This is a genomic window from Geoglobus ahangari (assembly GCF_001006045.1).
GTDB lineage: Archaea > Halobacteriota > Archaeoglobi > Archaeoglobales > Archaeoglobaceae > Geoglobus > Geoglobus ahangari.
On the sequence record NZ_CP011267.1, the window covers coordinates 134518 to 157752 of the forward strand.

General features: G+C 54.8%; 24 protein-coding genes. 10 read left to right on the top strand and 14 right to left on the bottom strand.

The features are described from left to right. The first annotated feature begins 1 nt into the window (after position 1). The gene (locus tag GAH_RS00840; RefSeq protein ID WP_048094256.1) at positions 2-541 is read left to right on the top strand and encodes a CDP-2,3-bis-(O-geranylgeranyl)-sn-glycerol synthase; all 540 of its coding nucleotides are present in this window, start codon (positions 2-4) and stop codon (positions 539-541) included. A gap of 128 nt (positions 542-669) precedes the next feature. Here GAH_RS00840 and GAH_RS00845 read toward each other — a convergent pair whose 3' ends face one another. Then, positions 670-1296 (bottom strand): PHP domain-containing protein, encoded by a 627-nt coding sequence (locus GAH_RS00845; protein WP_048094257.1) that lies wholly within the window; start codon positions 1294-1296, stop codon positions 670-672. Positions 1297-1332: 36 nt separating this feature from the next. Here GAH_RS00845 and GAH_RS00850 point away from each other — a divergent pair, with 36 nt between their 5' ends. After that, the gene (locus tag GAH_RS00850; RefSeq protein ID WP_048094258.1) at positions 1333-2781 is read left to right on the top strand and encodes a dihydropteroate synthase-like protein; all 1449 of its coding nucleotides are present in this window, start codon (positions 1333-1335) and stop codon (positions 2779-2781) included. Here GAH_RS00850 and GAH_RS00855 read toward each other — a convergent pair. The 5 genes from GAH_RS00855 to GAH_RS00875 form a co-directional block, all read right to left on the bottom strand. Next, positions 2758-3231 (bottom strand): pyruvoyl-dependent arginine decarboxylase, encoded by a 474-nt coding sequence (locus GAH_RS00855; RefSeq protein ID WP_048096608.1) that lies wholly within the window; start codon positions 3229-3231, stop codon positions 2758-2760. The genes GAH_RS00850 and GAH_RS00855 overlap by 24 nt on opposite strands. A 110-nt stretch (positions 3232-3341) precedes the next feature. Next, positions 3342-4256 carry an archaeosine biosynthesis radical SAM protein RaSEA gene (locus tag GAH_RS00860; RefSeq protein ID WP_048094259.1) on the bottom strand — a complete coding sequence of 305 codons (915 nt, stop codon included), beginning with the start codon at positions 4254-4256 and terminating at the stop codon, positions 3342-3344. After that, on the bottom strand, positions 4253-5059 hold the full coding sequence (locus GAH_RS00865; RefSeq protein WP_048094260.1) for a rhomboid family intramembrane serine protease: 807 nt from the start codon (positions 5057-5059) through the stop codon (positions 4253-4255). Before GAH_RS00865 ends, GAH_RS00860 begins: the two co-directional genes overlap by 4 nt. Positions 5060-5085: 26 nt before the next feature. Further along, the gene (locus GAH_RS00870) at positions 5086-5745 is read right to left on the bottom strand and encodes a hypothetical protein (RefSeq protein WP_048094261.1); all 660 of its coding nucleotides are present in this window, start codon (positions 5743-5745) and stop codon (positions 5086-5088) included. Beyond that, positions 5720-7264 (bottom strand): type II/IV secretion system ATPase subunit, encoded by a 1545-nt coding sequence (locus tag GAH_RS00875; RefSeq protein WP_048094262.1) that lies wholly within the window; start codon positions 7262-7264, stop codon positions 5720-5722. The genes GAH_RS00870 and GAH_RS00875 overlap by 26 nt, the downstream gene beginning before the upstream one ends. Positions 7265-7319: 55 nt before the next feature. Here GAH_RS00875 and GAH_RS00880 point away from each other — a divergent pair, with 55 nt between their 5' ends. Continuing rightward, positions 7320-7607 (top strand): transcriptional regulator, encoded by a 288-nt coding sequence (locus GAH_RS00880; protein ID WP_245604034.1) that lies wholly within the window; start codon positions 7320-7322, stop codon positions 7605-7607. Between the two features lie 244 nt (positions 7608-7851). Then, on the top strand, positions 7852-8529 hold the full coding sequence (locus GAH_RS00885) for an HFX_2341 family transcriptional regulator domain-containing protein (RefSeq protein WP_048094263.1): 678 nt from the start codon (positions 7852-7854) through the stop codon (positions 8527-8529). Here GAH_RS00885 and udg read toward each other — a convergent pair. From udg to GAH_RS00905, 4 genes are all read right to left on the bottom strand, one after another. Then, a complete protein-coding gene (udg, locus tag GAH_RS00890) occupies positions 8522-9130 on the bottom strand; it encodes a type-4 uracil-DNA glycosylase (protein WP_048094264.1) in 609 nt (202 codons plus the stop codon). The genes GAH_RS00885 and udg overlap by 8 nt on opposite strands. A gap of 37 nt (positions 9131-9167) precedes the next feature. After that, positions 9168-10481: an FAD-dependent oxidoreductase gene (locus GAH_RS00895; RefSeq protein WP_048094265.1), complete on the bottom strand. Its 1314-nt coding sequence runs from the start codon at positions 10479-10481 to the stop codon at positions 9168-9170. A gap of 57 nt (positions 10482-10538) precedes the next feature. Next, a complete protein-coding gene (locus GAH_RS00900; RefSeq protein WP_048094266.1) occupies positions 10539-11129 on the bottom strand; it encodes a DUF4350 domain-containing protein in 591 nt (196 codons plus the stop codon). Positions 11130-11195: 66 nt separating this feature from the next. Then, positions 11196-12269 (bottom strand): acyl-CoA dehydrogenase family protein, encoded by a 1074-nt coding sequence (locus GAH_RS00905; RefSeq protein WP_245604036.1) that lies wholly within the window; start codon positions 12267-12269, stop codon positions 11196-11198. Positions 12270-12399: 130 nt separating this feature from the next. Here GAH_RS00905 and thsA point away from each other — a divergent pair, with 130 nt between their 5' ends. The 3 genes from thsA to GAH_RS00920 all read left to right on the top strand — a co-directional run bounded on the left by thsA (position 12400) and on the right by GAH_RS00920 (position 15777). Beyond that, the gene (gene thsA / locus GAH_RS00910) at positions 12400-14049 is read left to right on the top strand and encodes a thermosome subunit alpha (protein ID WP_048094268.1); all 1650 of its coding nucleotides are present in this window, start codon (positions 12400-12402) and stop codon (positions 14047-14049) included. A gap of 37 nt (positions 14050-14086) precedes the next feature. Further along, on the top strand, positions 14087-15454 hold the full coding sequence (locus GAH_RS00915; RefSeq protein ID WP_048094269.1) for a single-stranded-DNA-specific exonuclease RecJ: 1368 nt from the start codon (positions 14087-14089) through the stop codon (positions 15452-15454). 65 nt (positions 15455-15519) lie between these two features. Beyond that, positions 15520-15777: a helix-turn-helix domain-containing protein gene (locus GAH_RS00920; RefSeq protein WP_048094270.1), complete on the top strand. Its 258-nt coding sequence runs from the start codon at positions 15520-15522 to the stop codon at positions 15775-15777. Here GAH_RS00920 and GAH_RS10250 read toward each other — a convergent pair. Further along, on the bottom strand, positions 15774-16412 hold the full coding sequence (locus GAH_RS10250) for a TrmB family transcriptional regulator (RefSeq protein ID WP_052747703.1): 639 nt from the start codon (positions 16410-16412) through the stop codon (positions 15774-15776). The two genes, GAH_RS00920 and GAH_RS10250, sit on opposite strands and share 4 nt — an antisense overlap. A gap of 58 nt (positions 16413-16470) precedes the next feature. Here GAH_RS10250 and GAH_RS00930 point away from each other — a divergent pair, with 58 nt between their 5' ends. The 3 genes from GAH_RS00930 to GAH_RS00940 are packed head-to-tail and all read left to right on the top strand — an operon-like array spanning position 16471 to position 20871. After that, complete coding sequence (locus GAH_RS00930) at positions 16471-18276, top strand: COG1361 S-layer family protein (RefSeq protein WP_169745329.1); 1806 nt, start codon at positions 16471-16473, stop codon at positions 18274-18276. Further along, a complete protein-coding gene (locus GAH_RS00935; RefSeq protein ID WP_048094272.1) occupies positions 18273-20483 on the top strand; it encodes an efflux RND transporter permease subunit in 2211 nt (736 codons plus the stop codon). The genes GAH_RS00930 and GAH_RS00935 overlap by 4 nt, the downstream gene beginning before the upstream one ends. 4 nt (positions 20484-20487) lie before the next feature. Beyond that, positions 20488-20871: a PaaI family thioesterase gene (locus tag GAH_RS00940; protein ID WP_048094273.1), complete on the top strand. Its 384-nt coding sequence runs from the start codon at positions 20488-20490 to the stop codon at positions 20869-20871. A gap of 12 nt (positions 20872-20883) precedes the next feature. Here GAH_RS00940 and GAH_RS00945 read toward each other — a convergent pair whose 3' ends face one another. Genes GAH_RS00945 through mvk form a run of 3 tightly spaced genes read right to left on the bottom strand, consistent with a single transcriptional unit; the run spans position 20884 to position 23218 of the window. After that, positions 20884-21645, bottom strand: a complete 762-nt coding sequence (locus GAH_RS00945) for a slipin family protein (RefSeq protein WP_048094274.1) — start codon at positions 21643-21645, stop codon at positions 20884-20886. 21 nt (positions 21646-21666) lie between these two features. Then, positions 21667-22374, bottom strand: a complete 708-nt coding sequence (locus GAH_RS00950; protein ID WP_048094275.1) for an isopentenyl phosphate kinase — start codon at positions 22372-22374, stop codon at positions 21667-21669. Beyond that, on the bottom strand, positions 22337-23218 hold the full coding sequence (gene mvk, locus GAH_RS00955; protein WP_048094276.1) for a mevalonate kinase: 882 nt from the start codon (positions 23216-23218) through the stop codon (positions 22337-22339). Before mvk ends, GAH_RS00950 begins: the two co-directional genes overlap by 38 nt. Positions 23219-23235 lie beyond the last annotated feature (17 nt).

The window sequence follows — 23235 nt, forward strand, 5'->3', positions numbered from 1 at the left end:
TATGCTCTGGACGTTAATTAAAACCATCTGGCTTTTTCTCCCTGCATACACTCCCAACAACTTTGCGGTAATCTTTGGAGGCGGAAAACCCATAGATCTCGGGAAAAATTTTGTTGACGGTAAACGTATTTTGGGTGACGGTAAAACCTTCAGGGGTTTTTTCGGCGGCCTTTTTGGTGGGCTTATTACGGGGCTCGCACAGTACAAGATCGAGCAGATCGCGGGGTTGGAATTCTTTACCACCATGCCCCTCAGCTCCGCCCTCACCCTCTTCCTCCTGCTCTCCCTCGGATCCCTCACCGGAGACCTGCTCGGCAGCTTCATCAAGAGGAGGCTGGGCATAGAGAGGGGTGGCAAGGCACCTCTCCTCGACCAGCTCGACTTCCTTGTCGTGGCGATCGTGTTCGCAAGTTTCCACGAGTACTTCTCCTCCCTCTACACCGCAGAGGTCATAGTGATAGCCCTGATCCTCACACCCCTACTGCACAAGCTCATAAACGTGATAGCCTACCTGCTGAGGCTGAAGGACGTGCCGTGGTGAAAAAGCTTATAATGTTTAATTGAGATAGATTCTGCAATGGTCTGCCTGCACGACCCGAGCATGGAGTGCAAGTTCAAACAGGAGTGTTCCTCCTGCCCCCTGCTGGAGGGGATAATGAGAGATTACCCTCACTGAAGCTTTCCGAGAAGGTAGGAGACTCTTCTGCTTATCGGAATCCTCCTCCCGCCGGCTTCCGTTCTCCTGCTCAGAATGTCTTTTCTAAGGTTTTCAGGGAAGTAGGTTACTCCATAACCGACCTCCTTCGAGCTGTGGGCATCACTCCCGGCTATCATCGCCTTCCCGTACCTCTCGGCATACCTCCTCGCCAGGCGATTGAAGAATCCTGTTATGTACTTCGCGTTGAAAACCTCAACCGCGTCCACGTACCTGAAAAGGTTCGGCCTGAATACCCCCTTCCTCTCAACCTGAAATGGGTGCGAGACCGCGCACAGCCCGCCCTTCCTCCTCACCTCCTCCACAGTCTCGACCAGACTCATCCCCCTGTCAATCTCGTCTTCCACAAAGAACACGAGGAGGTGGCCGTCCCTCGTCGTAACCTCCACTCCGGGAATCACGGTGATGCCAAGGTGCTCGTCCCTCACGAAGTCCATGGCAGCCAAGCTTCCCTGAACGGTGTCGTGATCCGTTATTGATATGCACGAGAGGCCGAGCTCCACGGCCCTCATGACGATTTTCTCAACTCCATCCAGCCCGTCGCTGTATGTAGAGTGAACGTGAAGCTCGGCCCTGAACATGGGAAGGTTTTTTGATTTGCGGAGAAAATAAACTTTATGAAGGTCCTCCTCGTCACCGGAAGGCTCGCGGAGGGCATCGTGAAGGCCAATTCTGCTGGCTGTGATGTTCACGTCGCAGACGTTGATGTTGCTGCCTTCATCACAGAAAAACACCTCAGCAGCGTGGACATCTCGAGATACGACCTCGTCCTCGTCCCGGGGCTCGCAAAGGGGAGGTGGAGGGAGCTGGAGAGGAGGACGGGCACGAAGGTCAGACTCGGCCCAATTCACGCGTACGACATTCCGAAGGTCATGGAGAGAATTGGCTCGGTTGAGCTGTCCCACGAGGTGCCGGCCGACAGGCTCATAGATATGAACAGGGAGAGGGAGCTCGTTGAGCTTGTCGAGAGCGTTGAGAAAGGTGTTTTCGACATAAACGGGGTTGAGATTGGTGGAACGAGCAGGATGAAGGTTGTTGCAGAAGTAGTGGATGCGACGGAGCTCGACAGGGATCAGCTCGCCGGCAGGATAGAGTACTACCTCGAAAGCGGGGCGGACATAGTAGATCTCGGAGTTCCCCTGAGCTTTTCTGTCGAGGACGTCAGGAGGGTCGTCAAGGTGGCGAAGGATTGCTGCGATGCTGTGAGCGTCGACACCTTCTCCCCCAGAGCAATAAGGACGGCGGTTGAGAGCGGGGTGGACATGGTCATGAGCATCTCGGAGAAGAACATCAGAGCCCTCGACCACATCGAGGGTCAGGCTGTTGTGGTGGTGGAGAGGAACGTTGAGAGACTCTCATGGCTCGTGGATCTTGTCAGAACGAAGACCGAGAAGGTCATTGCCGATCCAGTGCTCGACATGGACGGTTTCGTCCCCTCAGTTCTAAGGTATGCGGAGTTCAGGAGAAGAGACCCGCGAACCCCGGTGCTCTTCGGAGCTGGCAACGTGACCGAGCTCTTTGACGCCGACTCAATTGGTGTGAACGCCCTCCTTGCCCTTATAGCCGAAGAGGTAGGAGCGAGCCTGCTGTTCACAACCGAGGCGAGCCCGAAGACGAGGGGGTCGATCAGGGAGCTGAGGATAGCGAGCTACATGGTGAAGGGAGCGAGGCTGAAGGGGACTCCGCCAAAGGACCTCGGAATGAGCCTGCTCGTCCTTAAAGAGAAGGTGCGCTTTCCTGAAGCGGAGGTGCCTGAGAACTGCCAGAAGGCCGTGGAGAGTAAAGAGTTCCACAGAGACCCGCTGGGAGACTTCAGGATATGGATCTCGGGAGACAGGATAGTGTGCAGCCATGAGAAAGCATGCGTTCACGGAAAAACCGCGAAGGAGATCATAGACACCGTTCTCAGAATGGGGCTGGTCAGCAGGCTCGATCATGCAGGGTACCTCGGGAGGGAGCTGAAGAAGGCAGAGATAGCGCTTAAGCTGAAGAAGAACTACGTGCAGGACGAGGAGCTGAACTTCGGATACTACGAAAGGGATTTAAAAGACGAAAACAGCTGCTGAGACGACCGTTGTCGTCTCCCTGACCTCAGCCACCCTCGTTACGTTGAAGGTTCTCGCAGGCTTTATTCCGAAGGCTGTCTCAAGCATGTACGCTGCGCTCTCCTCAGCCTTCCTGCCCACGTCTTCCCCCCTGTAAATGCCATGATACTCGGTGAGGTAGCCGTGCAAGGATGGATCCTCCGGGATGGCTGCGCCTATGCTGGCGTAGATCCTCTCGCCCTCCGCATCGCTGGTCTCCCTCGACATCACGCAGAAGACGATCTGCCCCGGATAGAGCTCCCTGAGACCGTCCTCTATCCCGATTACCTCGCACTGGGGCGGGAAGATGCTGCTGACGGTCACGAGGTTGAACCTCTCGATGCCCGCATCTCTCAGCGCGAGCTCGAAGCTGACCAGCGCATCCTCGTGCCTGCCAACGCCTGAGGTAAAGAAGACCTTCTTTGGCACCAAGAGCTTGTTTACGTCGAGAGGTACGCTTTCGGCTCCAGAGAAACCCTCTGTTCCGTTTTCGATTCTCACATTGCAAGTTTCCGAAATGAGATATTTAAGACTTTTGGCGTTCACGGAAAAAGGAAAATGTCTGTGAGTCTTTCAGCCTCAAGGCTCAGCTCCCACCTCTCTCTGCACTCGCACTCGGTCTCAAACACCCCTTTGTCCTGTGTGAGGGAGAAGCGCCTTATTTCCTCCACCACCCTCTCATCGCACTTAAAGCAGTTGTGCGGTCCCCTGCTCTTTCCTCCCGCCACAGGATCGCACACGATCTCCATGTCAGCGTTCTTCAAAACCTCAACCGCGCTCCAGAGCCAGGGCGGCCTGTATGCTCCTCTCTGCCACAGCCTCTCAACGAGGGTCTTCCTGTGCACGGTCATGAGGTTTAGGGAGACGATGTCCGCATGCCCCTTAACATCCCTGATAGACCTCAGAACGTCCTCGATCGCTTCCCCCTCAGTCAGCAGGGGTGGTTTCATCAGCAGGTAAGCCTTAACTCTCGCAACGCGCCTCAGCATCTCGCTCACTCTAACGAAGTCCTGAAACGTGAAGCCCTTGTTTATCAACAAGCTTCTATACTCGTCGCTGGACGTCTCCAGACCTATTCCGACCTCTACCTCAATCCCCGCTTCCTCTATCTCCTCCACGATCTCTTCCCTGACGAACTCGGGTCTGCTCTCCACAACGAGTTTCCTGTACCCTTCTTCCAAGGCTTTCTCGTAGATCCTCATCCTCGTTTCCCCTGACACCTCCCTGTCGTCGAAGAAGCTACCGGAGGTGAATATCTTCAGCACCTCACCCCTGCCCCTCTCAAGGGCCTTGAGGAAGCTCCTGTACACCTCCTCCTGACTCGCATCTCTTCTGGAGTCGAGCGTGTAGCTGCACATGTGGCAGGAGTCCCATGCACAGCCCCGGGTGGGAAGGATAATGGTGAGGCAGTCCACGACCTCCCCGTGAAGTCTCTCCTTCTCAATCCACGCCTTCAATAGTACCTCCTCCGCAGTGCCCTGAACCTCTCACCGAAGTATATGCCAACCGCAAGTCCTCCAAGGTGAGCAACATGTGCGACGCCAGTGAAGATGGAGAAGGGCGTCATGAGCAGGTCGTATGCTGCAAAGAGCACGACCGCCATTCTTATGCTGAGGGGTATGAAGAAGAACAGCAGCACCCTGATCTCGGGCGCGATTATGGCGAGGGTTCCCATTATCCCGTATATCGCACCCGACGCTCCAACGGCAGGTGCGAATGAGCCGGTTGCGTAGGAGAACGCGATGTACATCACATTCCCAGCAATCCCGGACAGCAGAAAGATCTTCAGGTAGTTCCTCCCACCCACTCTCCTCTCAAGCTCGCTGCCGAAGAACAGCAGGACTATCGCGTTGACAAGGTAGTGGTCGAAGGAGCCGTGCATGAAGATGCTGGTGACAAGCTGCCAGGGGCGGAGGTAGAAGTCGTGTGGGTAGAGGGCAAGCAGGCCGAAAACCGGGCGGTAGATGATTGACACGGCAAACATTACGGTTATAATGGCAAGAATTACGTTGTTGTAACCGTAAGCCTCGAGAGGATTTCTTCTCTTAAGCGCGGGGTCGTAATACTCCACCCCGTACTGCCTCCTGCTTTCCCTCCACCTTTCCACACCTATGTCCCTCTTGACCTTCACGGGTATGTCGTAAAGCCCCTCACAGCCGTGCTTCTCGGGGAGCCTGTGGTCAGCACAGAACGTGCCTCCGCAATAACTGCACCTGTAGGGGAGCAGCTCATCTTTACCGCAAACATCACACTTCGCCACTGCTTCGAGTGGAGAGAAGCAATATTTTAAATTTTCTCAAGAAGAGCCGAGTACTTCCGTATCCTCTCGTCGTCGTAGCTTGAGAGCCACGAGAGCCAGCAGAGCTCCACCGCCATGTAGCCGTGGTCATGAGCAATGTCCTCGGCAAACCTCACGAACTCCACCTGGTTCTTAGGCGCGCTGACATGCCTTTCAACGAACCTCCTGACGATTCTGTCCGGCATCACCGTGTCAACGCCACCCATCATCCTGAGGTACTGAAATGTGTTAATTCCGGCACCGCTAACCTTGAGCCACTCCCTCCAGCTCTCAAGCTCAGCCTTCGACGCCCACCTTCTCAGCGCCTCAACACCATCTCCATGCTCAAGCAGCTCTTCAGCCACACCTTTAGCAACGCTCCAGCTCCTCCTGTTCCTCCAGATGCTGTAAAGTCTGCTTTCATCTGCCCTCACCAGATCTTCGAGGGTGGAAATCTCTCCTGAGTCGACAAACTTTTCCTTGAACTGGAGAACCCTCGGAACAACGACGGAGAAGTAGTTCACGCCCACAGACGTGATCGCCGCGTCCACAACCATGAGAATAGCGCTACCACCATACCTCTCAGATCTCAGAACCTTCCCGCAGAACCTCAGCGTCTCGGGGCTCTTTCTGGCGAGTGTGTCAAGCTCCTCCTTCAGAGCCCCCAACAAGCCTGATCACCTTCTCGGGATCAATCTGGTAGGTCTGGATTATTCTCGCTACCTCTCTGAACTCGCGGATGTTGTTGTCGAGCATGTACTGGAGGACTTTTTCGCGGGTTTTGAGCTCCTGTTCGAGCTCCTTTCTCGTCCAGCTTCTCAGGGTTCTTATCTCCTCGAGGGCCTTTGAGCTGCCGACCATCACGTGTTCGTCCTTGGTCGAGTCCCAGGCGAAGACGGTTGTTGTTCTCATGATCTTGGTGTGGGGGTCGACGCCTATTATCTCTGCGATCTCCATGTTCCTCCTCACCCTCTTCCTGCCCAGGAAGACCTGGGCCTGGATGCTGACTATGTCTAAGGCTTCTATCATTGCTCTGGGGACGTTTATGGGTGGGTTTTCCAGCCTGTGGATGACTCCATTAACGCTGTCGGCGTGGAGAGTTGAGTAGGTGGTGTGGCCCGTGCTCATTGCCTGGAAGAGTGTCAGTGCTTCCTTACCTCTGACCTCACCGACTATTATGTACTCGGGCCTCTGTCTCAAAGCCGCTCTGAGCAGGTCGTACATGTCTATGGTCTTCCCGCCCTCTCTCGTCACTGCGGGAATCCAGTTCTCGTGGGGGAGCATGACCTCCCTCGTGTCCTCTATGGTGACTATCTTGGAGTTCTTGGGGATGAAGAGGGAGACGGCGTTCATGGAGGTGGTTTTTCCGCTCGCAGTTCCTCCGGCGAAGATCAGAGACTTTTTGTTCTCTATGCAGAGCCAGAGGTAGGCCATCTGCTCGACGCTGAACGTTCCCCAGGCGATAAGGTCTATTGGTGTTACAGGTTCATCTCTGAACTTTCTTATGGTGAAGGTGGATCCGTGGTCTGTTACTTCTCTTGCCAAGGTCATCTGGATTCTGGAGCCGTCTGGAAGTGCTGCGTCGAGCATGGGCTCGGCTATGCTTATGTGCTTTCCAGACATCTGGGCGAGCTTGATGACGAAGTTGTCCAGCTCATCCTCACTGAAGGTGATGTTCGTTCTCAGGTTCTGGTAGTTGCGGTGGAAGATGTAGATGGGCTTGTTGTAGCCGTTGCAGGAGATGTCTTCTATCAGGCGGTCCTTCATGAGGGGGGTGATGGGGCCGTAGAGGATCGTGTCCCTGAGAACGTAGTAGAAGAGAGCATGATAGTGGTAGTCGTCCTCGATCCTGAGCTTCATGGACTCGATAATTCGCTCATAAGCGTCCTTCAGCGTCTCCACCTTGTCCTTCCTGTGGGGGAGGGAGGGGAGGACGAACTCAAGCCTCCTCAGAATTTCATGCCTCGCCTCCTCAAACTCATCAAGGGGGGGCTCAATAACGTAGTAGAGCTGATCGAGATCCTTCTCAAGAATCTTGATTGCAGAGAAAACGTGATCTCCGTAAACGGGATATGCATCAACCTCCTCGTAGCCCTCTGGAACGGGCGAGTCCAGAAGCCTCTCCGCGAACTCCTTGAGGTTGTTCATCATTACCATGTTCCCGCAGGCGTATTTAACCATTTTCATTATTATTATGAAGTGCCGGAAATGTCAAATCCCTTGAGGAGATAGAGAGAGTGACATGATGAACCAGAAGAACCTGAGGGAGAAGATATTCGACCTGCTGATGGAGAGGGAGATGAGCGTTTCCGAGATAATCAGGGAGCTCGGCCTCGACCCATCAATGAGAAAGGAGGTCTTCAGAATAATTGAGTCATTGGGCAGGATCGCCAAGAGGAAGGGGATGAGGGTCTACGTCATGCCGGCCACATGCCTCTCATGCGGGTTCACGTTCAGGAGCCTGAACCCGTCGAAGTGTCCGGAGTGCAGGTCGGAGAGAATATCAGAAGCGAAGTTTATTATTAAGTAAATTTAATGATTTATTGTGCGTAATATACACCTGCAAATTTAAACGCTGTTATCAAAACTGAACTCGTGTCAGAATCAAGATAATTGTAAGTATTCCGAATCAGTTCACTCATTCAATTCTGTGGGAGCTACTCACGAAAAGTTGACCAATTGAGTTTTTGTGTACTATCATGTCAAGTGTTCTCACTGACCAATGCTCATCATCCTATAGAAAAATTTATTAAGTTTTGCACAAAATGAAAGACATGAAGGTCGTGCACGTCATAGCAGTTGGAATGAACAAGGACAGGATAATGGAGAGCCTGAAGATGAGCGGTTACCCGATTCAGAAAGCGTACCTTGCGATGCCGAAGTCAAAGGAGTACGAGAGCGTTGCTGAAGAGCTCGAAAAGGCCCTCAGCGTGCTTGTAGAGATTGAGAAGATTTACGTGGACGAGTCGGACGTTTACGGATCGGCCATAAAGATTCTCAGCGCCCTCAAAAAGGAGAAGGACGAGGGGAACCAGATATACATAAACGCCACCGACGCCCCGAGAACCCTGATGATCTCGTGCTACATCACCGCCCAGCTCGTGGACGGGAAGATGTACGTGGCCCTGCCAAAGTACGAGGGCGGAAAGGAGGTAGGCGTGGACAAGATCGTCGAGATTCCTGTGCCTCCGCTCAAGAAGATAGGCGAGGACAAGCTGAGGATACTGAAGGCGATCTACAACAACGGAAAGGAGGTAGACTCGATCAACAGCCTGATAAAGCTCATAGAGGGCAAGCTCGAAAAGCAGAAGGCGTACATGGCCCAGAGGGCCAAGATGAGCTACCACCTTAAAGGCCTTGAGAAGGACGGGCTCATAGAGATGAGGAGAGACGGAAAGAACGTCAGAATCACCCTGACGCCGCTCGGAGAGGCCTTCTGCACAATCAACTGAAGAAGTCAAACAAGGTTGTGTTTTTTCTTTTTATCAACCCCCTCAGCTTCCTGAAGTCCTCCTCTATCACCTGCCTGAGCGGTGGCCTGTAAAGGGCCGCGGCCGGATGGTAGGTGGCCATGAACAGGACTCTTCTCCCATCCACTATCTTCTCCTTCAGCACCCCCCGCTCCCTCGAGATTGTCGTGAACGGGATCTCGAAGTACTCAAATATGGTCTTTGCAGCGTGCCTTCCAAGGCATACGATCACGTCCGGCCTTATGACCTCAATCTGACGGGCCAGATAGGGAAAGCACGCGTCTATCTCCTCCTCAGTCGGGTCTCTGTTGTTGGGCGGCCTGCACTTCAGAATGTTGGTTATGTAAACATCCTTCCTGCTCAGGCCCAGCTCGTTCTCTATAAGCGTCGTGAGGAGCTTTCCCGCATTACCCACGAACGGTCTCCCCTGCTCGTCCTCCTCCCTGCCCGGAGCCTCCCCAACGAACATTATCTGCGCTCTCTCACTTCCCTCTCCGGGCACGTAGTTCTTCTTCGTGAGGTAAAGGCTGCAGTTCCTGCAGGAGAGTATGTCCCTGACAATGTCCTCAAGCGACTCGGCCATCAGGCATCACAAAAAAAGATAGCTGAAAAAGCTTTTGTCAGAACTTGAGCACCCTCGCAGAGACTATCACCGGATCCCAGATCGGCGTGAATGGCGGTGCGTAGACGAGATCTAAGAAGAACAGGTCCCTTGTCGTGAACTGGGCCTGAATGGCGACCGCAAAAACGTTCGTCCTCATCGCTACCATCTCGTACCCAGCCACCTGAGCTCCGAGGATTCTGTTGGTCTTCACATCCTTTACGACCTTGAGGTACGTCTTCTTCGCCCCCGGGTAGTAGTGAACCTTGGTGTTTGCAGTGATGAACGCGCTCTTGACCTCAAAGCCCTCCTGCTTGGCCTCCCTCTCGGTCAGCCCCGTCCTTCCGATCTGCAGCTCGTGGAATTTGGTTATCTGGGTTCCAACAATTCCCGGGAACTCGATGTTTCCTCCGGCCATGTTCACTCCAGCCACGTACCCCATCTTGTTCCCCGATGGGGCGAGGGGGATCCACACGTTCTTCCCAGTCACTAAGTGCTTGGCCTCCGCCACATCTCCTGCAGCGTAGACGTTCTCAACGCTCGTTTCCATGCGCCCGTTGACCTTAATCGCCCCGCTCTCCCCGAGCTCCACGCCGAGCTGCTCAGCAAGCTCAGTGTTGGGCTTCACGCCAACTGCCATGAGCACGAGATCGGCCCTGTACTCACCCCTGTCAGTCACAACCCTCTCAACCCTGTCCTTACCCTCTATGGCCACGATCTTCTCACCAAGCCTGAGATCCACCTTCTGCTCCATCTCTTTCCTGACTATCTCCGCGATTTCCGAGTCAAAGTTCGGCAGCGGCTGGTCGGCCATTTCAATCACGGTCACCTTCTTGCCCCTCGCGCTGAACGCCTCGGCCATCTCAACGCCAACGTAGCCTGCCCCAACTATAACAACATTCTCCGCATCCTTCGCAGCCTCCCTGATCCTGTCTGCATCTGGCGGAAGATCGACCGTGAAGACGTTCTCGAGATCCACTCCCTCGACAGGCGGTACCTTCGGAGATGCGCCTGTCGCTATCAGGAGCTTATCCCACTCGTACTCCTTCACCTCCCCATTCTCCTCGACCACAACGTAACCATCCTTCGCCTCGATCACCCTTGCGTTCATGTGCAGGTCTATGCCCCTCTCCTTCACGAAGACCTCGGGCTTGTAGTACATCAGCTCGTCGCTCGGAAAGTCAAACTCTATGGCGTAGGGAATGCCGCATGGAGCGTGGCTCACAAAAGATGAGGCCTCAAAAACCTTGACGTCCCAGTCGGGCTTCAGAGCCCTTATTCTCGAAGCAGCGGTCATTCCTCCTGCTCCACCACCCACTATGACTACCCTCATGCAATCACCACTCAAGAACTGAAATTATTAAACAAAATAAACTTTCTCTCTTATGCTTCAGAGGTCATCCGCGAGGATTGCAAGGGCAAGCTCACGGTTTGAGAGCAGGTCGATGGAGTAGTTGTCCCAGAAAACGCAGGTTCCGAGCACTATGACCTTCCCGCTCCACAGCTCCTGATACGAGGCAAAAACCGCCTTTTCACTCTTCACAACAGGTACTCCACCGCTGACAGAGGAGCTGCACGGCATGACAACCTTCCTGCCGTTCCACTCGGCAACAGGGAACCTCGGGTCACCCAGGTTGTTCTCCTCATCAACAACCATGTCCATCTCCAGCCTGATTTCGGAGTTCAGCCTTTTGAGGGCGCGGTTTATGACCTCCGACACCCTGTCGAGGTTGTTGTAGTAGGAGGCGAAGACTACCGTCTTCCTCCTCCTCAGCCACCCTCTCATCCTGCTGAGCTCCCTGAGCTTGAACTGCACCTCTGGATAGTTGAAGACGATGACGTCGTAGTTCTCGAGCCTGTAGAAGGAGTCCACACACTCGGCAACAATCCCCTCATCCTCTGCAATTTTCTTGAGCTTGCTGAAGTAGTAGTAATCGTCAATGAGGAACTCGCCGTGGCTGGAGCTCCACCCGACCCTCATCAGTCCCCGTGAGGGGGCGACGGGATATAAATAGGTTAAGCAAAAATGCGAAATTGCAGGAAAAAATTAAGAGAAGATCTTCCTCGCCACGAGCAGCTTCATCACTTCTGTAGCACCTTCAGCTATGTCCAGAACCTTCGCATCCCTGTAGGCCATCTCAACCTCGCTGCTCGAAAGCAAGCCGAAGCCTCCGTGTATCTCAACCGCGACATCTGCAGCCTTCTTAGCAACTCTTGCTGCAAGAATCTTCGCCACCGCGCCCTCGTAGCCCGGGTCCTCCATTTTCTCAGCCATCGAGTAGATGACCCTCCTCAGAGCCTCAATCTCAACCGCAACATCTGCGAGCATGAACTGAACCGCCTGAAGGTCTGCGAGCGTTCCTCCGAAGGCCTTCCTCTTCTTGGCCCTCTCCACAGCGAGGTTCAAGCACCTCTCCGCTATACCCAGCCCCATGGCAGAGAAAGGTATCCTGTTGGGCGCGAGCGTTCCGAGAGCGACCCTCATCCCTTTGCCCTCTCCAACGAGCACATTGCTCTCAGGCACCTCTACATTCTCGAACCTGACGCTCGCAAGCCCGCTGCCTCTCATGCCGGCAAGGTCTATCTTCGTCGCCGTTATCCCGTCACCCCTCTCAACAACAAACGCCGTGAGTCCCTTGGCACCCTCCCCCGTCCTCGCAACGACCACGAAAACATCCGCATACATGCCGTTGGTTATAAGCGTCTTGCTCCCGTTGAGTATGTAGCTGTCTCCCTGCTTCTCGGCCTTCATGCTCACCGCATTCGCCACATCACTGCCGCCCTTCCCCTCTGTTATGGCAATCGTCCCTATACCCCTGACAAGCTTCGGGAAGAACTCACTCTTCTGCTCCTCGCTGCCGAAGAGTCTTAAGGCATCAACGGCCATGTTGTGAACAACAACGCTGTGAGCCACACCTCCCGAAACCTTACCGAGCTCCTCCCCAACCACGCAGGCCTCGTAGTAACCCTTACCCATTCCGCCAAACTCTTCCGGTACCATCAGACCGAGGATTCCAGAGCTTTTGATTAAGTCGAGCACGTCACCCATATCATTGTTCCTGTCAATCTCTCCGGCTTTTTCGGCCAGAACGGCCCTGAGTTTCTCAACAACCTCCTGCATACTTCTGTTTTCATTAATCATGCATAATAACGTTTTCGTAAACCCTCCAACTCCTTTCAAGGAGCACACGAGTCACTACCGAAATTCTTATATAGAAATACCCACCCACCAAACTTTGAGGTGATGTGAAATGGCAACACTGCAGGGTCAGCCTGTGCTGATTTTGAAGGAGGGAACCCAGAGGACTGTTGGCAGAGATGCGCAGAGGATGAACATCCTTGCCGCGAGGGTTATTGCCGAGGCCGTGAGGAGCACACTCGGCCCGAAGGGAATGGACAAGATGCTGGTTGACAGCCTTGGCGATGTTGTGATAACGAACGACGGCGTTACGATTCTCAAGGAGATTGACGTCGAGCACCCGGCTGCCAAGATGGTTGTCGAGATCGCCAAGACTCAGGAGAATGAGGTAGGCGATGGAACCACCACGGCTGTTGTAATCGCCGGAGAGCTGCTCAAGAGAGCTGAAGAGCTGCTTGACAACGAGATCCACCCGACCGTCATCGCGAACGGTTACAGGCTTGCGGCCGAGAAGGCGATGGAGATTCTCAGAGAGATTGCCATTGACGTGAGCAAGGAGGACGAGGAGACACTCAAGAAGATAGCCTCAACCGCAATGACCGGAAAGGGTGCCGAGGTTGCGATTGACAAGCTCTCGGAGATTGTTGTGAAGGCGGTGAAGGCCGTTGCTGAGGAGAGCAACGGAAAGATTGAGGTTGATACAGACAACATCAAGATCGAGAAGAGGACGGGTGCGAGCGTTGAGGAGACTGAGCTCATCGAGGGAATCGTCCTCGACAAGGAGGTCGTCCATCCGGGGATGCCCAAGAAGGTGAAGAACGCGAAGATTTTGGTGTTCAACGGCGCTCTTGAGGTCAAGGAGACTGAAACCGACGCGAAGATCAACATAACCGATCCTGAGATGCTCCAGAAGTTCATCGAGCAGGAGGAGAAGATGATCAAGGACATGGTGGACAAGATTGCAGAGGCTGGAGCTAATGTTGTCTTCTGCCAGAAGGGTATCGATGACCTGGCCCAGTACTACCTCGCGAAGGCTGGAATACTCGCAGTCAGAAGGGTCAAGAAGAGCGACATCGAGAAGATCGCCAAGGCCTGCGGAGCTAAGATTCTGACGGACCTGAGGGACATAAGCAGCGAGGATCTTGGAGAGGCTGAGCTCGTCGAGGAGAAGAAGATCGGCGACGAGAAGATGGTCTTCGTCACAGGCTGCAAGAACCCGAAGGCCGTAACGATCCTCGTGAGGGGTGGAACGGAGCACATAGTCGATGAGATCGCGAGGGGAATCGAGGACGCGCTGAAGGTTGTCGCGGTCGCTCTCGAGGATGGTAAGGTCGTTGCCGGAGCTGGTGCGCCAGAGATCGAGCTCTCCCTGAGACTCAAGGAGTGGGCACCGAGCCTTGGTGGTAGGGAGCAGCTCGCTGCAGAGGCTTTCGCTGCCGCGCTCGAGATAATACCCAAGACCCTTGCCGAGAACGCTGGACTTGACCCGATTGACGTGCTGGTGGACCTCAAGGCCGAGCACGAGAAGGGTAACAAGTACGCTGGCGTTGATGTCGAGACCGGCAAGGTCGTGGACATGAAGGAGGCTGGCGTCCTCGAGCCGCTCAGGATCAAGACGCAGGCCATCGAGAGCGCGACTGAGGTTGCGGTCATGCTACTCAGGATCGACGACGTCATAGCCGCCAAGGAGCTCAGCAAGGGCAAGGAGGACGAGGGCGACGAAGGCGGCGACATGGGCGGAATGGGCGGCATGGGCTTCTGAGCAAAAAATTTAACTCTTTTTTCCCCACCATTTTTCTGTGAAAGAAATTCTAAAGCGGGCTTCTGAGCTCTCAGATGTTGTAAGAAAGGCAGAAGAGGTTACGGTTGTCACCCACATTGATGCAGACGGCATAACCTCCGGGGCGATAGCCTACAGGTGCTTAGAAAGGGCGGGAAAGGAGGTAAGGATAAGGTTCGTGAAGTCGCTCGATGATGAGGAGATTGAGAGAATAGCCAACGAGAGCACGTTCGTCTGGTTCACGGATCTTGGCTCAGGGCAGATCAGCTCCATAGAGAAATCCGGACTCAATTTTATCGTAACAGATCATCACGTTCCTGAGAAGGTCACGGAGAATCAGCTGAACCCCCACATTTTCGGATACGATGGCAGCTACGAGCTGAGCGGAGCGACAACCACATACCTCCTCGCAAGGGCTCTTGGCCTGAACTACGACCTCTCAGCCATAGCCATAGTCGGAGCGGTTGGAGATCTGCAGGACAGCAACTACGGAAGACTCATCGGGCTGAACAGCAGCATTGTGGACGAGGCCGTGAGGAACGGGTACGTTAAAGTTGTCAGGGACCTGAAGTTCTTCGGGAAGCAGACGAGGCCCGTTTACAAGATGCTGGAGTACACGTTCGACCCCTACATGCCCGGGATAAGCGGAAGTGAGAGAGGAGCGATCAGGTTCCTTGACTCCATAGGTGTGAGGGTGAAGGACGGGGAGAGGTGGCTCAGGTGGATAGACCTCAGCGAGGAGGAGAAGAGGAAGGCTGTGTCCGAGATAGTGAGGCTTCTGATGAGCAGCAACACCCCGTTCAGCCAGATAATGAGGATGGTCGGGGACACATACATCCTGCTGGAAGAGGAGGAAGGGAGCGAGCTTAGGGACGCGATGGAGTTCTCCACGCTGCTTAACGCAACTGCGAGGTATGGAGAGGAGGAGGTCGGGCTTCTCGTTTGCCTCGGTGACAGGGGGAAGGCATTTTCAAGGGCAAGGTCGCTGCTGCAGAACCACAGGAGAAACCTGAGCGATGGGCTGAGGCTCGTTGACGAGATTGGAATAGAAGAGATGCAAAACATCCAGTACTTCCACGCGGGCAGGAAGATACTGGACACGATAGTGGGAATAGTCGCGGGAATGAGCTACTCCTTCGCGAACAGGAACAAGCCCATCATAGCCTTCGCGGAAAACGAGGACGGGGTGAAGGTGTCTGCGAGAGCAACGAAGCTTCTCGTGGAAAGGGGCGTGCATCTGGCACAGGCAATAAAGATCGCCGCCGAGAAGGTTGGTGGAAAAGGGGGTGGGCACAGCATAGCTGCCGGAGCGACGATACCAAAGGGGAGCGAGGAGGAGTTCCTGAGGATACTGGACAGGGTGATAGGTGAACAGTTTTGCAAGTGAACCGAAAAATTCGAAAAAATTATTATGAAGGAATACACTTTCAACTACAGAAGAGGTGGTTAGAGATGGCAGAGAAGAAGGAGAGAAATAGGGAGCACCACGAGAAGCTTTTCAAGGCTTCCATGAGCCCGATCAGGAGGCAGATAGTCGCGGCAATTGGAATTCACGGTAAAAGCAGGGAGGAGCTAAAGAACGAGCTCAACCTGACGGACTTCCAGCTGAAGTTCAACCTCGACTGGCTGATAAGGGAGGGCTTTGTGGTTGAGGAAGATGGAAAGCTCAAGCTAACTGACGACGGAATCGAGCTTCTCGAGGCCGGTTAAACCTCCACACCTCCGTCTCTTTTCTTTTTGAAGGCCTCAACCATATCCCTGTAAAACTCAACGAACTCTCCCGACCCGACCATTATGTGGGGCTCATCGTTCCTCACAGTGAATATCAGCACCTTCTCTCCGGAGAAGGCAATTCCGTGCACAACCTCGCTCTTTCCGGACAGAAAAACCCTCACCTTGTCTTCGTACTTCTCGAAGATCCTCTTCATCTCACCGTTTAGCGAGATCGCGTAAACCTCAACGCCATCAGAATGCCTGACAAACTCGTCAACAACCTGATACGCGATATCACCTCTATAGAACTCCACTACCTCTTTCCTGCTGTGCTTTTCCAGCTCCTTCAGCCCCGAGCTCAGCACCTCGATCTTCTCCTTGATTCTGAGGGAGAAGAGCTCGACAAGCCTGTCTGCAGACAGGGCCCTGAACTTCAGGGGCTTGCCGAAGGACTCCACAAAGCCCTTGCTCTCAAGGCTCCTGACCACCTCGTAAACGGACGTCCTCGGCACCCCGCTCTTCTCGGCAAGCTCTGAGGCGGTCATCTCCCCCTCCATCACAAGGGCGAGGAGTACCCTGATCTCGTAGTCGGAGAACCTGAAGTCCCTGAGAACCTCCACTATCCTGTCCATGACAGAAAATGTTGATCCCGCAATATTTATATAACTTTTGTAGCTACCGCTACGACAGGTGGTCGATATGAGAAGGGTGCTCATGCTGATTATCGCGATGTGTCTGCTCATCGGAACCTCTTCTGCTCTGAGCTACAAGGACAAGCCTTACTTTACAGCATACATAGCCCAGAGCAACCACATTGACGCGGGAAAGGAGAGCACGGTTATGGTAGTGCTGCAGAACAGCGCAAGGCTCTGGAAGCAGAGCTACGACAGCATGGAGGAGTACAACCTGATCTCCAAGAACCCCGAGATGCTGACAACTGCATATAACGTCTCGGTCAGGTTTGAGAGCAATGGACTGAAGGTGAAGACCCCCGAGATGTTCTTCCCCGCAGTTCCAGCCTTCCAGCCGCTCCAGATACCAGTTGTTCTGGATGCGAGGAACGTAAAGCCGGGTGAGTACGTGCTCACCCTCAACATAAGCTACGAGGCGGTGGATGACGTCAGCATCGAGTCCAAGACGTCCATAACCCCATTCCCGGCTCAGGAGATCTACTACTACAACCTCTCCATCAGCCCAACTTTCCCGGTTTCCAAGGAGAAGGTTCTCGAGAACATGACCCAGTACTACATGGAGTACCTGAAGTTCACCTACACCGAGGAGGAGCAGAGGATAGACCTGAAGGTCGTGGTTGAAAGGCCAGACGTTCTCCTCAACGTTACTGACGTTAGCTCCGACCTCATAGCCGGAGGCAAGGGGAGAATCACACTCACGGTCAAAAACGATGGGCAGAGCGTGGCGGAGAACCTGTTCCTGATCCTCACAGCCCCGTCAGGCTTCAGCGTGGAAGGCGTGCAGCAGGTTGACGTCGAGGAGTACACAAAGGCCCTGCAGAACCTCGCCTCCCAGAATCCGCAGCTCTCCATGCTGGGTCTCGACAGTCTGAAGCTCAACCTGCCGCCGCAGCTTCAGGCCATCCTCTCACAGGGCTCTGTGTACATAGGAGAGCTCGAGCCGGGGCAGAGCGTTAATGTGAGCTTCACAGTTGACGTGAGCGCCGATGAGGGCGGCTACTACCCGTTCCAGATTCAGGGAATCTACTCCCTCAACGGCGAGGTGAAGCAAACACCCTCGAGGGCCTTCGGAGTGCCTGTAAAGGACAGGCCGGAGATTCTGGTTGAGAGGGTGAACTCGAGCGTGCACGCGGGAAGCAAGGGAGACGTGGAGGTGACCATAAAAGCGGATCAGGTTCTCCACTCCCTGAGGGCAAAGCTCGAGGTGAAGCCACCCCTCACAGCCCTCGCTGAGGAGTACTTTGCAGGCGATGTTGACAAGGCCGTCCTGAAGTTCAAGGTGAAGGCGAGCGGAGATGCTGAGGACACCGTTTACCCGGCGAAGCTGACAATTTACTACGACATCAACGGGAAGGAGGTAGAGGAGAGCTTCGACGTTGGCGTGAAGGTCGGCAAGAAGACGAGGTTCGAGATAATCGGCAAGGGTGAGATTCCGGCAGGAGAGGAGAGAATAGTTACGGTCAAAATCAAGAATCTGGGGGACGTTGCGATCAGGGACGCGACGGCGAGGATAACGGTCGTCGATCCGTTCTCAACGACTGACGACTCGTCCTACATCGGAGAGCTCGGACCGGGAGAGGAGAAGGATGTTTCGTTCAAGATAAAGGCCGACAAGGACGCGACTCCGAAGAGCTACGCCCTCAACCTCGAGGTGAAGTACAGGGACTTCAACGGCGAGTGGGTGATCAGCGACCCCGTAAAGCTCCCGATTGACGTCACCGAGAGCAGGAAAGTGATACCCTCCGCAGGAGTGGTTCTGGCTGCAGTTTCGATACTCCTCGCAGCCTACTGGATGAGAAGATGAAGGCACTCGACCTCCTCTCCTCCCTTGTGGTAAAGGGAAGGTACGCGATCATAGTGATCGTCGTCTTGGCCTTCCTGCTGGCCAGCTACAACACCCAGAACATCCAGATGAATCAGGGGTACGAGACGTACTTCAGCAAGGACTACAAAGAGTACCAGCAGTACACGCTCTTTTCCAAGAAGTTCGGAGGAGGGGTCGCGTCGATCTTCGTCTTCATCAAGGGAGATGACGTCGTAAACTACGAAACCTTCGACTTCGCCCTCAAGCTCGGCAGGGAGATCTCAAAGGTGGACGGGATAGGGAGGGTGAAGTCCCCAGCCCACACGGTCGTGAACGTGCTCGGATACCTCCCTGCGGACGAGAACAAGCTCAAAGAGATTGCCTACGAGTACGGGGCGTTCTACATCCCGAAGAAGTCCCTCATGCTGATGGAGTTCGAGGTAACGGCTGACGAGAGCCAGTACAACAGGATCGCCAAGGAGGTCGAGGAGAGAATTGCTGAGCTCAACCCGCCTCCCGGAGTGACGGTAGAGGCCACAGGGAACCCGATGATAAGGTACCAGATCGAGGAGAGCATCGGGCAGAGCATGAGGGTGATGGGCGGAGTTGCCGTGCTGCTGATGGTCATTACCCTCGTCGTCGTTTTCAGGGGGGTTGTGGAGCACAAGAAGTACCTGCTGCTCCCCCTCCTCGTCTCCATTCTCACCGCAACACTCGCGTTCGGCCTCATGCCCCTCCTCGGCATCCCGCTGACGGAGGTGACGAACGCAATAGCTCCCATACTCATAGGGCTGAGCATAGAGTATGCTGCCCAGTTCATGGGCAGGTACGAGGAGGAGAGGAGGAAGGGTTTGAGCGTCGTGGAGGCTTCCGTGATCTCAATAAAGAGCGTGGGTCTCGCCCTTTCACTTGCGATGATCACGACGGTCATAGGCTTCCTCTCGATGGTGTTCTCCGGCGTTCCGGCGCTCGGGTGGTTCGGCATTGTCTCAGCAATCGGCCTTGTCATAGCCTACCTCCTCAGCATCACACTCCTGCCGGCAATAATGCTCACAACCGACAGGAGCGAGAGGAAGAGAAGAGAGGAGGAAGGTGTTCCGCTTACGGAGAGACTGCTCGACACCGCCTCGCTCCTCTCCGCCAGACACTACAAAATCGTCCTCCTCGCGACCCTCATCATAACGTCCGCAAGCTACTTCGGCTACTCAAAGGTTCCACTCCAGACGGACTTCATGAAGTACGTCCCTCAGGATCTGCCGGCGATGAGAAAGTTCAACGAGCTCCAGAGCCTTGTCGGCAGTCAGGACAGGATAATCGCGGTGTTCCAGATAGACTCCTTCGACCCAGACACCATAAAGGAGTTCGAGGAACTCGCAAGCTACGTGCTCAACTCGGAGCAGAACATCATAGACTACTCCTCCCTCGGCAAGATTCTGAAGATGCAGTTCGGCTCTATCCCTGAAACGAGCTACGAGCTGGAGAAGGAGCTTGCGAGGATCGGAGACGACAGGGTCTCATCCTACCTCTCCGGGTCAAGCTACGCAATCTACTTTACCGTAGCACCAATGGACTGGCTGGAGTTCAGAGACCTGTACGAGAGGGTCACGAGGGAGATAAAGTTCTACGGCAGCGACAGCCCGTTCTTCCTCACGGGAGACGTTGTGCTCAAGATGTTCGTCGCCGACATCATCGTGAACGGGCAGAACAAGATGACCCTCGCAAGCTTCGCTCTCGTGTTCATGCTCCTGCTCTTCGTCTACAGGAGCCCGAGGAAGGCGATAGTGCCTATAATCCCGATAACGGTCGTTATACTAGTGAACGGCGGGCTGATGTACGTCCTCGGCTACTCGAGAACCCTCGTCACAGCAAGCCTGAACTCGCTGACCATAGGGCTGGGAATCGACTTCTCCATCCACGTCATGGAGAGGTACTTCGAGGAGCGCAGGAGGGGTTTGTCTCCAGAGAGGGCGGTGGAGATAACCATAACGAACATCGGAAAGCCGATCCTCACATCCGGCCTGACCATGGCAGGTGGGTTTGCGGCGATGCTCGCATCACCCTTCCCGATAATGTCTGACTTCGGAGTTGTCAGCCTGATGGCCATACTCCTCAGCCTCCTCGCCGCGCTCACAGTTGTGCCAGCGTTCCTCGTCTTCACCGACAACCTGAACAAAACAGAAAAGGTGAAGTCAGGCGAAGAAGCATAAGGACATGGAGGTCAGAACCCACAGGCTTGCAGACAGAAATTTGGTTGGGGAGGTCGTGGAGGCTGAAGAGGGTTACGCGAGGATTGTGCTGAAGACCACAAAGCAGATGGCTGTTGACGAGCTCGGTCTCGTCCACGGAGGATTCACGTTCGGCGCCGCAGACCTCGCGGCAATGGTTGCCGTCAACCACCCTAACGTGGTGCTGTACAGGGCAGAGGTGAGGTTCACGGCCCCGGTGAGGGCTGGAGAGGTTATAACGGCCGAGGCGAGGGTTGAGGAGAGGGAGGGCAGGAAGGTCAGGGTGAATGTGGTCGCCAAGACCGACAGAACGGTTCTCGAGGGAGTTATGCACTGCTACATCCCGGAAAAACACGTTCTGGAAAAATAAAAGAGGAGAAGGTTATTCCTTCTTCTCCTCCTTCTCCCTCGCGAAGTACTCGAGGATCTCGATGGGTATCGGGAACACTATTGTTGTGTTCTGAGCGTTGCTTATCTCGTTCATCGTCTGCAGTATCCTGAGCATCAGGGCGTTTCTGCTCTGAGCTAAGATTTCTGCCGCTTCTTTGAGCTTCATGGCCGCCTGGAACTCTCCGTCCGCCCTGATTATCTTGGCCCTCCTCTCCCTCTCTGCCTCCGCCTGCATGGCCATTGCCCTCTGCATCTCCTTGGGAAGCTCAACGTCCTTTATCTCGACCGCAGAGACCTTTATTCCCCACGGGTTCGTGGCCTCGTCTATTATCTGCTGGAGCTTGACGTTCAGCTTCTCCCTCTCCGAAAGCAGTTCGTCCAGATCCGCCTGACCGATCACGCTTCTCAGGGTGGTCTGGGCTATCTGAGCAGTGGCGAACCTGTAGTCGAACACCTCGGTAACTGCCTTCTCCGGATCCATAACCCTGTAGTAGACGACCGCGTTCACCCTAACTGTCACATTATCCCTCGTAACGACCTCTTGAGAGGGTACGTCGTAGGTTACCGTTCTCAGGTCGACCACCTGCATGCTCTCAAGCAGCGGGATGACGAAGAATAGGCCCGGACCCCTCGCACCCACGAGCCTTCCGAGCCTGAAGATGACACCCCTCTCGTACTCCTTGACTATCTTGAGCCCCGAGATCAGGAAGAGTAGCACTACGGCTATCGCACTAATCACAATCTCGTTTACCATATCAAAAGAGCGGTTTAGATGTTAAAAAACCTTTGCCACCTTCGTGCCAACATGCTCGCCGCTCAGAAACCTCCTGATCGCATCCTTCTCGTAACCGCTGAAAATGTACACGTCGCAAATTCTCGCTATCCTGAGCGCCTCCTCAAGCTTCCCCCTCATTCCCCCCGTCACATCAGCCTTGCCGCTTGCTGGAGACGTTGCCTCAAGAACCGAGTCAACGTTGCCGGAGTGAACGAGCTCGACCACCTCTCCGTCAACAACAACAGCAGTATCGCTGGCAAATCCCACGGCCTCCGGCCTGAGCTTCTCCGCAAGAATCCTCACGACCTCATCTCCGCTCATGACCCTGAACCTTCCCGCCTCGTAGACGATGTCGCCGTGCATGACGGGGATGAAGCCCTCCTCCACCGCAGACCTCAGGAAGTCGAAGTCCGGGCTGGAGAAGAACTCGAGGGGGTGGACGGGGAGGGGGTGCTTCCCGGCCCTTATAAGGCTCTCGCAGACGATCGAGTTGAGCTTCAGGCAGGCGTGGTGGGTTTTCGCCACGCCCTCCCTGCTGAGCCCGTACATCTTCACGTGCGGATGGCCGAAGCTGCCGACTCCGTGGACAAGAATCACCTCTCCATCCAGCTGGCGGGAGATGCTCTCGATCACGTCGAGCCTCGCCACCTCGAACGCTCCATCAGACTTGTCAGTTATCAGCGCTCCCCCAATCTTCAAAATCCTCAACCCTTACCCCCTCCGCTGAAAGTGATATCCTCATCTCCCCCATTCCGGTGGTGAGAACGCAGCCTCCACCTCCGGCACCTGTTATCTTTGCGGAATAGCCGGCTTCCTCAACCCTCGCCACTATCCTGTCTATCTCAGGCGTGCTCACGCCTATGGCCCTCAGAAGGCTCTGGTTCATCCTGAACAGCCTCGATACCTCAGCAATATCGTTTCTCTCCAGCGCCTCCGCACCCCTCACCGCTATCGCGTCCATGGCATCGAGCACGGGGAGGATGACGTCCGGGTAAGCGTCCCTGAGCTCCCTCACCCTCCTGACCATCTCCGCCGTGACCGAGGTCTCCCCGCTGTCAATTACCTCGAACTCGAGGTCCGTGTGGAACCTCCTCTTTTCCGGCAGAACCCAGCTGCCGCCGAATGTGGAGACGAAGGGGTCTGTCCCGCTGCCTATCCCCTGAACGTCCAGCTCAACCTTCCTCGCGAGCTCGAATATCTCCTCCCTTCCAAGGCCGGCGTTGAACTCGGCGTTCAGGGCTCCAAGGGTTGCCACAGTAACTGCAGCAGAGCTACCAAGCCCGCTTGCAGGTGGAATGTCGCTTCTGACCTCCACCTCAACTCCTCCAACCTCACAGACCTCCGAGAACCTCCTGATCGCGTGGGAGATGTAGGCGTGCTTTCCGGCGAAGTCGTATCCGGTTGTTCCGAATGAGGAGGTTATCCTGACCTCTCCGGATTTCTCGGCCTTCACATAGCACCTCAAGTCTATGGCCGAGACTACCGCGTGCTTGCCGTAAACCACGGAGTGCTCTCCGAAGACTATCACCTTCCCCGGGGCAGAGGCGATCATCACCACAACTCCTGCAG

Bases quoted from the DNA above. Each gene is read 5' to 3' on its own strand.
- mvk (WP_048094276.1), bottom strand. From the start codon at position 23,218: ATGATCGCCTCTGCCCCGGGGAAGGTGATAGTCTTCGGAGAGCACTCC.
- GAH_RS00850 (WP_048094258.1), top strand. From the start codon at position 1,333: ATGAAGGTCCTCCTCGTCACCGGAAGGCTCGCGGAGGGCATCGTGAAG.
- GAH_RS00935 (WP_048094272.1), top strand. From the start codon at position 18,273: ATGAAGGCACTCGACCTCCTCTCCTCCCTTGTGGTAAAGGGAAGGTAC.
- GAH_RS00845 (WP_048094257.1), bottom strand. From the start codon at position 1,296: ATGTTCAGGGCCGAGCTTCACGTTCACTCTACATACAGCGACGGGCTG.
- GAH_RS00880 (WP_245604034.1), top strand. From the start codon at position 7,320: ATGATGAACCAGAAGAACCTGAGGGAGAAGATATTCGACCTGCTGATG.
- GAH_RS00900 (WP_048094266.1), bottom strand. From the start codon at position 11,129: ATGAGGGTCGGGTGGAGCTCCAGCCACGGCGAGTTCCTCATTGACGAT.
- GAH_RS00895 (WP_048094265.1), bottom strand. From the start codon at position 10,481: ATGAGGGTAGTCATAGTGGGTGGTGGAGCAGGAGGAATGACCGCTGCT.
- GAH_RS00920 (WP_048094270.1), top strand. From the start codon at position 15,520: ATGGCAGAGAAGAAGGAGAGAAATAGGGAGCACCACGAGAAGCTTTTC.
- GAH_RS00885 (WP_048094263.1), top strand. From the start codon at position 7,852: ATGAAGGTCGTGCACGTCATAGCAGTTGGAATGAACAAGGACAGGATA.
- GAH_RS00875 (WP_048094262.1), bottom strand. From the start codon at position 7,264: ATGAAAATGGTTAAATACGCCTGCGGGAACATGGTAATGATGAACAAC.
- GAH_RS00940 (WP_048094273.1), top strand. From the start codon at position 20,488: ATGGAGGTCAGAACCCACAGGCTTGCAGACAGAAATTTGGTTGGGGAG.
- GAH_RS10250 (WP_052747703.1), bottom strand. From the start codon at position 16,412: ATGGACAGGATAGTGGAGGTTCTCAGGGACTTCAGGTTCTCCGACTAC.
- GAH_RS00905 (WP_245604036.1), bottom strand. From the start codon at position 12,269: ATGCAGGAGGTTGTTGAGAAACTCAGGGCCGTTCTGGCCGAAAAAGCC.
- GAH_RS00840 (WP_048094256.1), top strand. From the start codon at position 2: ATGCTCTGGACGTTAATTAAAACCATCTGGCTTTTTCTCCCTGCATAC.
- thsA (WP_048094268.1), top strand. From the start codon at position 12,400: ATGGCAACACTGCAGGGTCAGCCTGTGCTGATTTTGAAGGAGGGAACC.
- udg (WP_048094264.1), bottom strand. From the start codon at position 9,130: ATGGCCGAGTCGCTTGAGGACATTGTCAGGGACATACTCTCCTGCAGG.
- GAH_RS00945 (WP_048094274.1), bottom strand. From the start codon at position 21,645: ATGGTAAACGAGATTGTGATTAGTGCGATAGCCGTAGTGCTACTCTTC.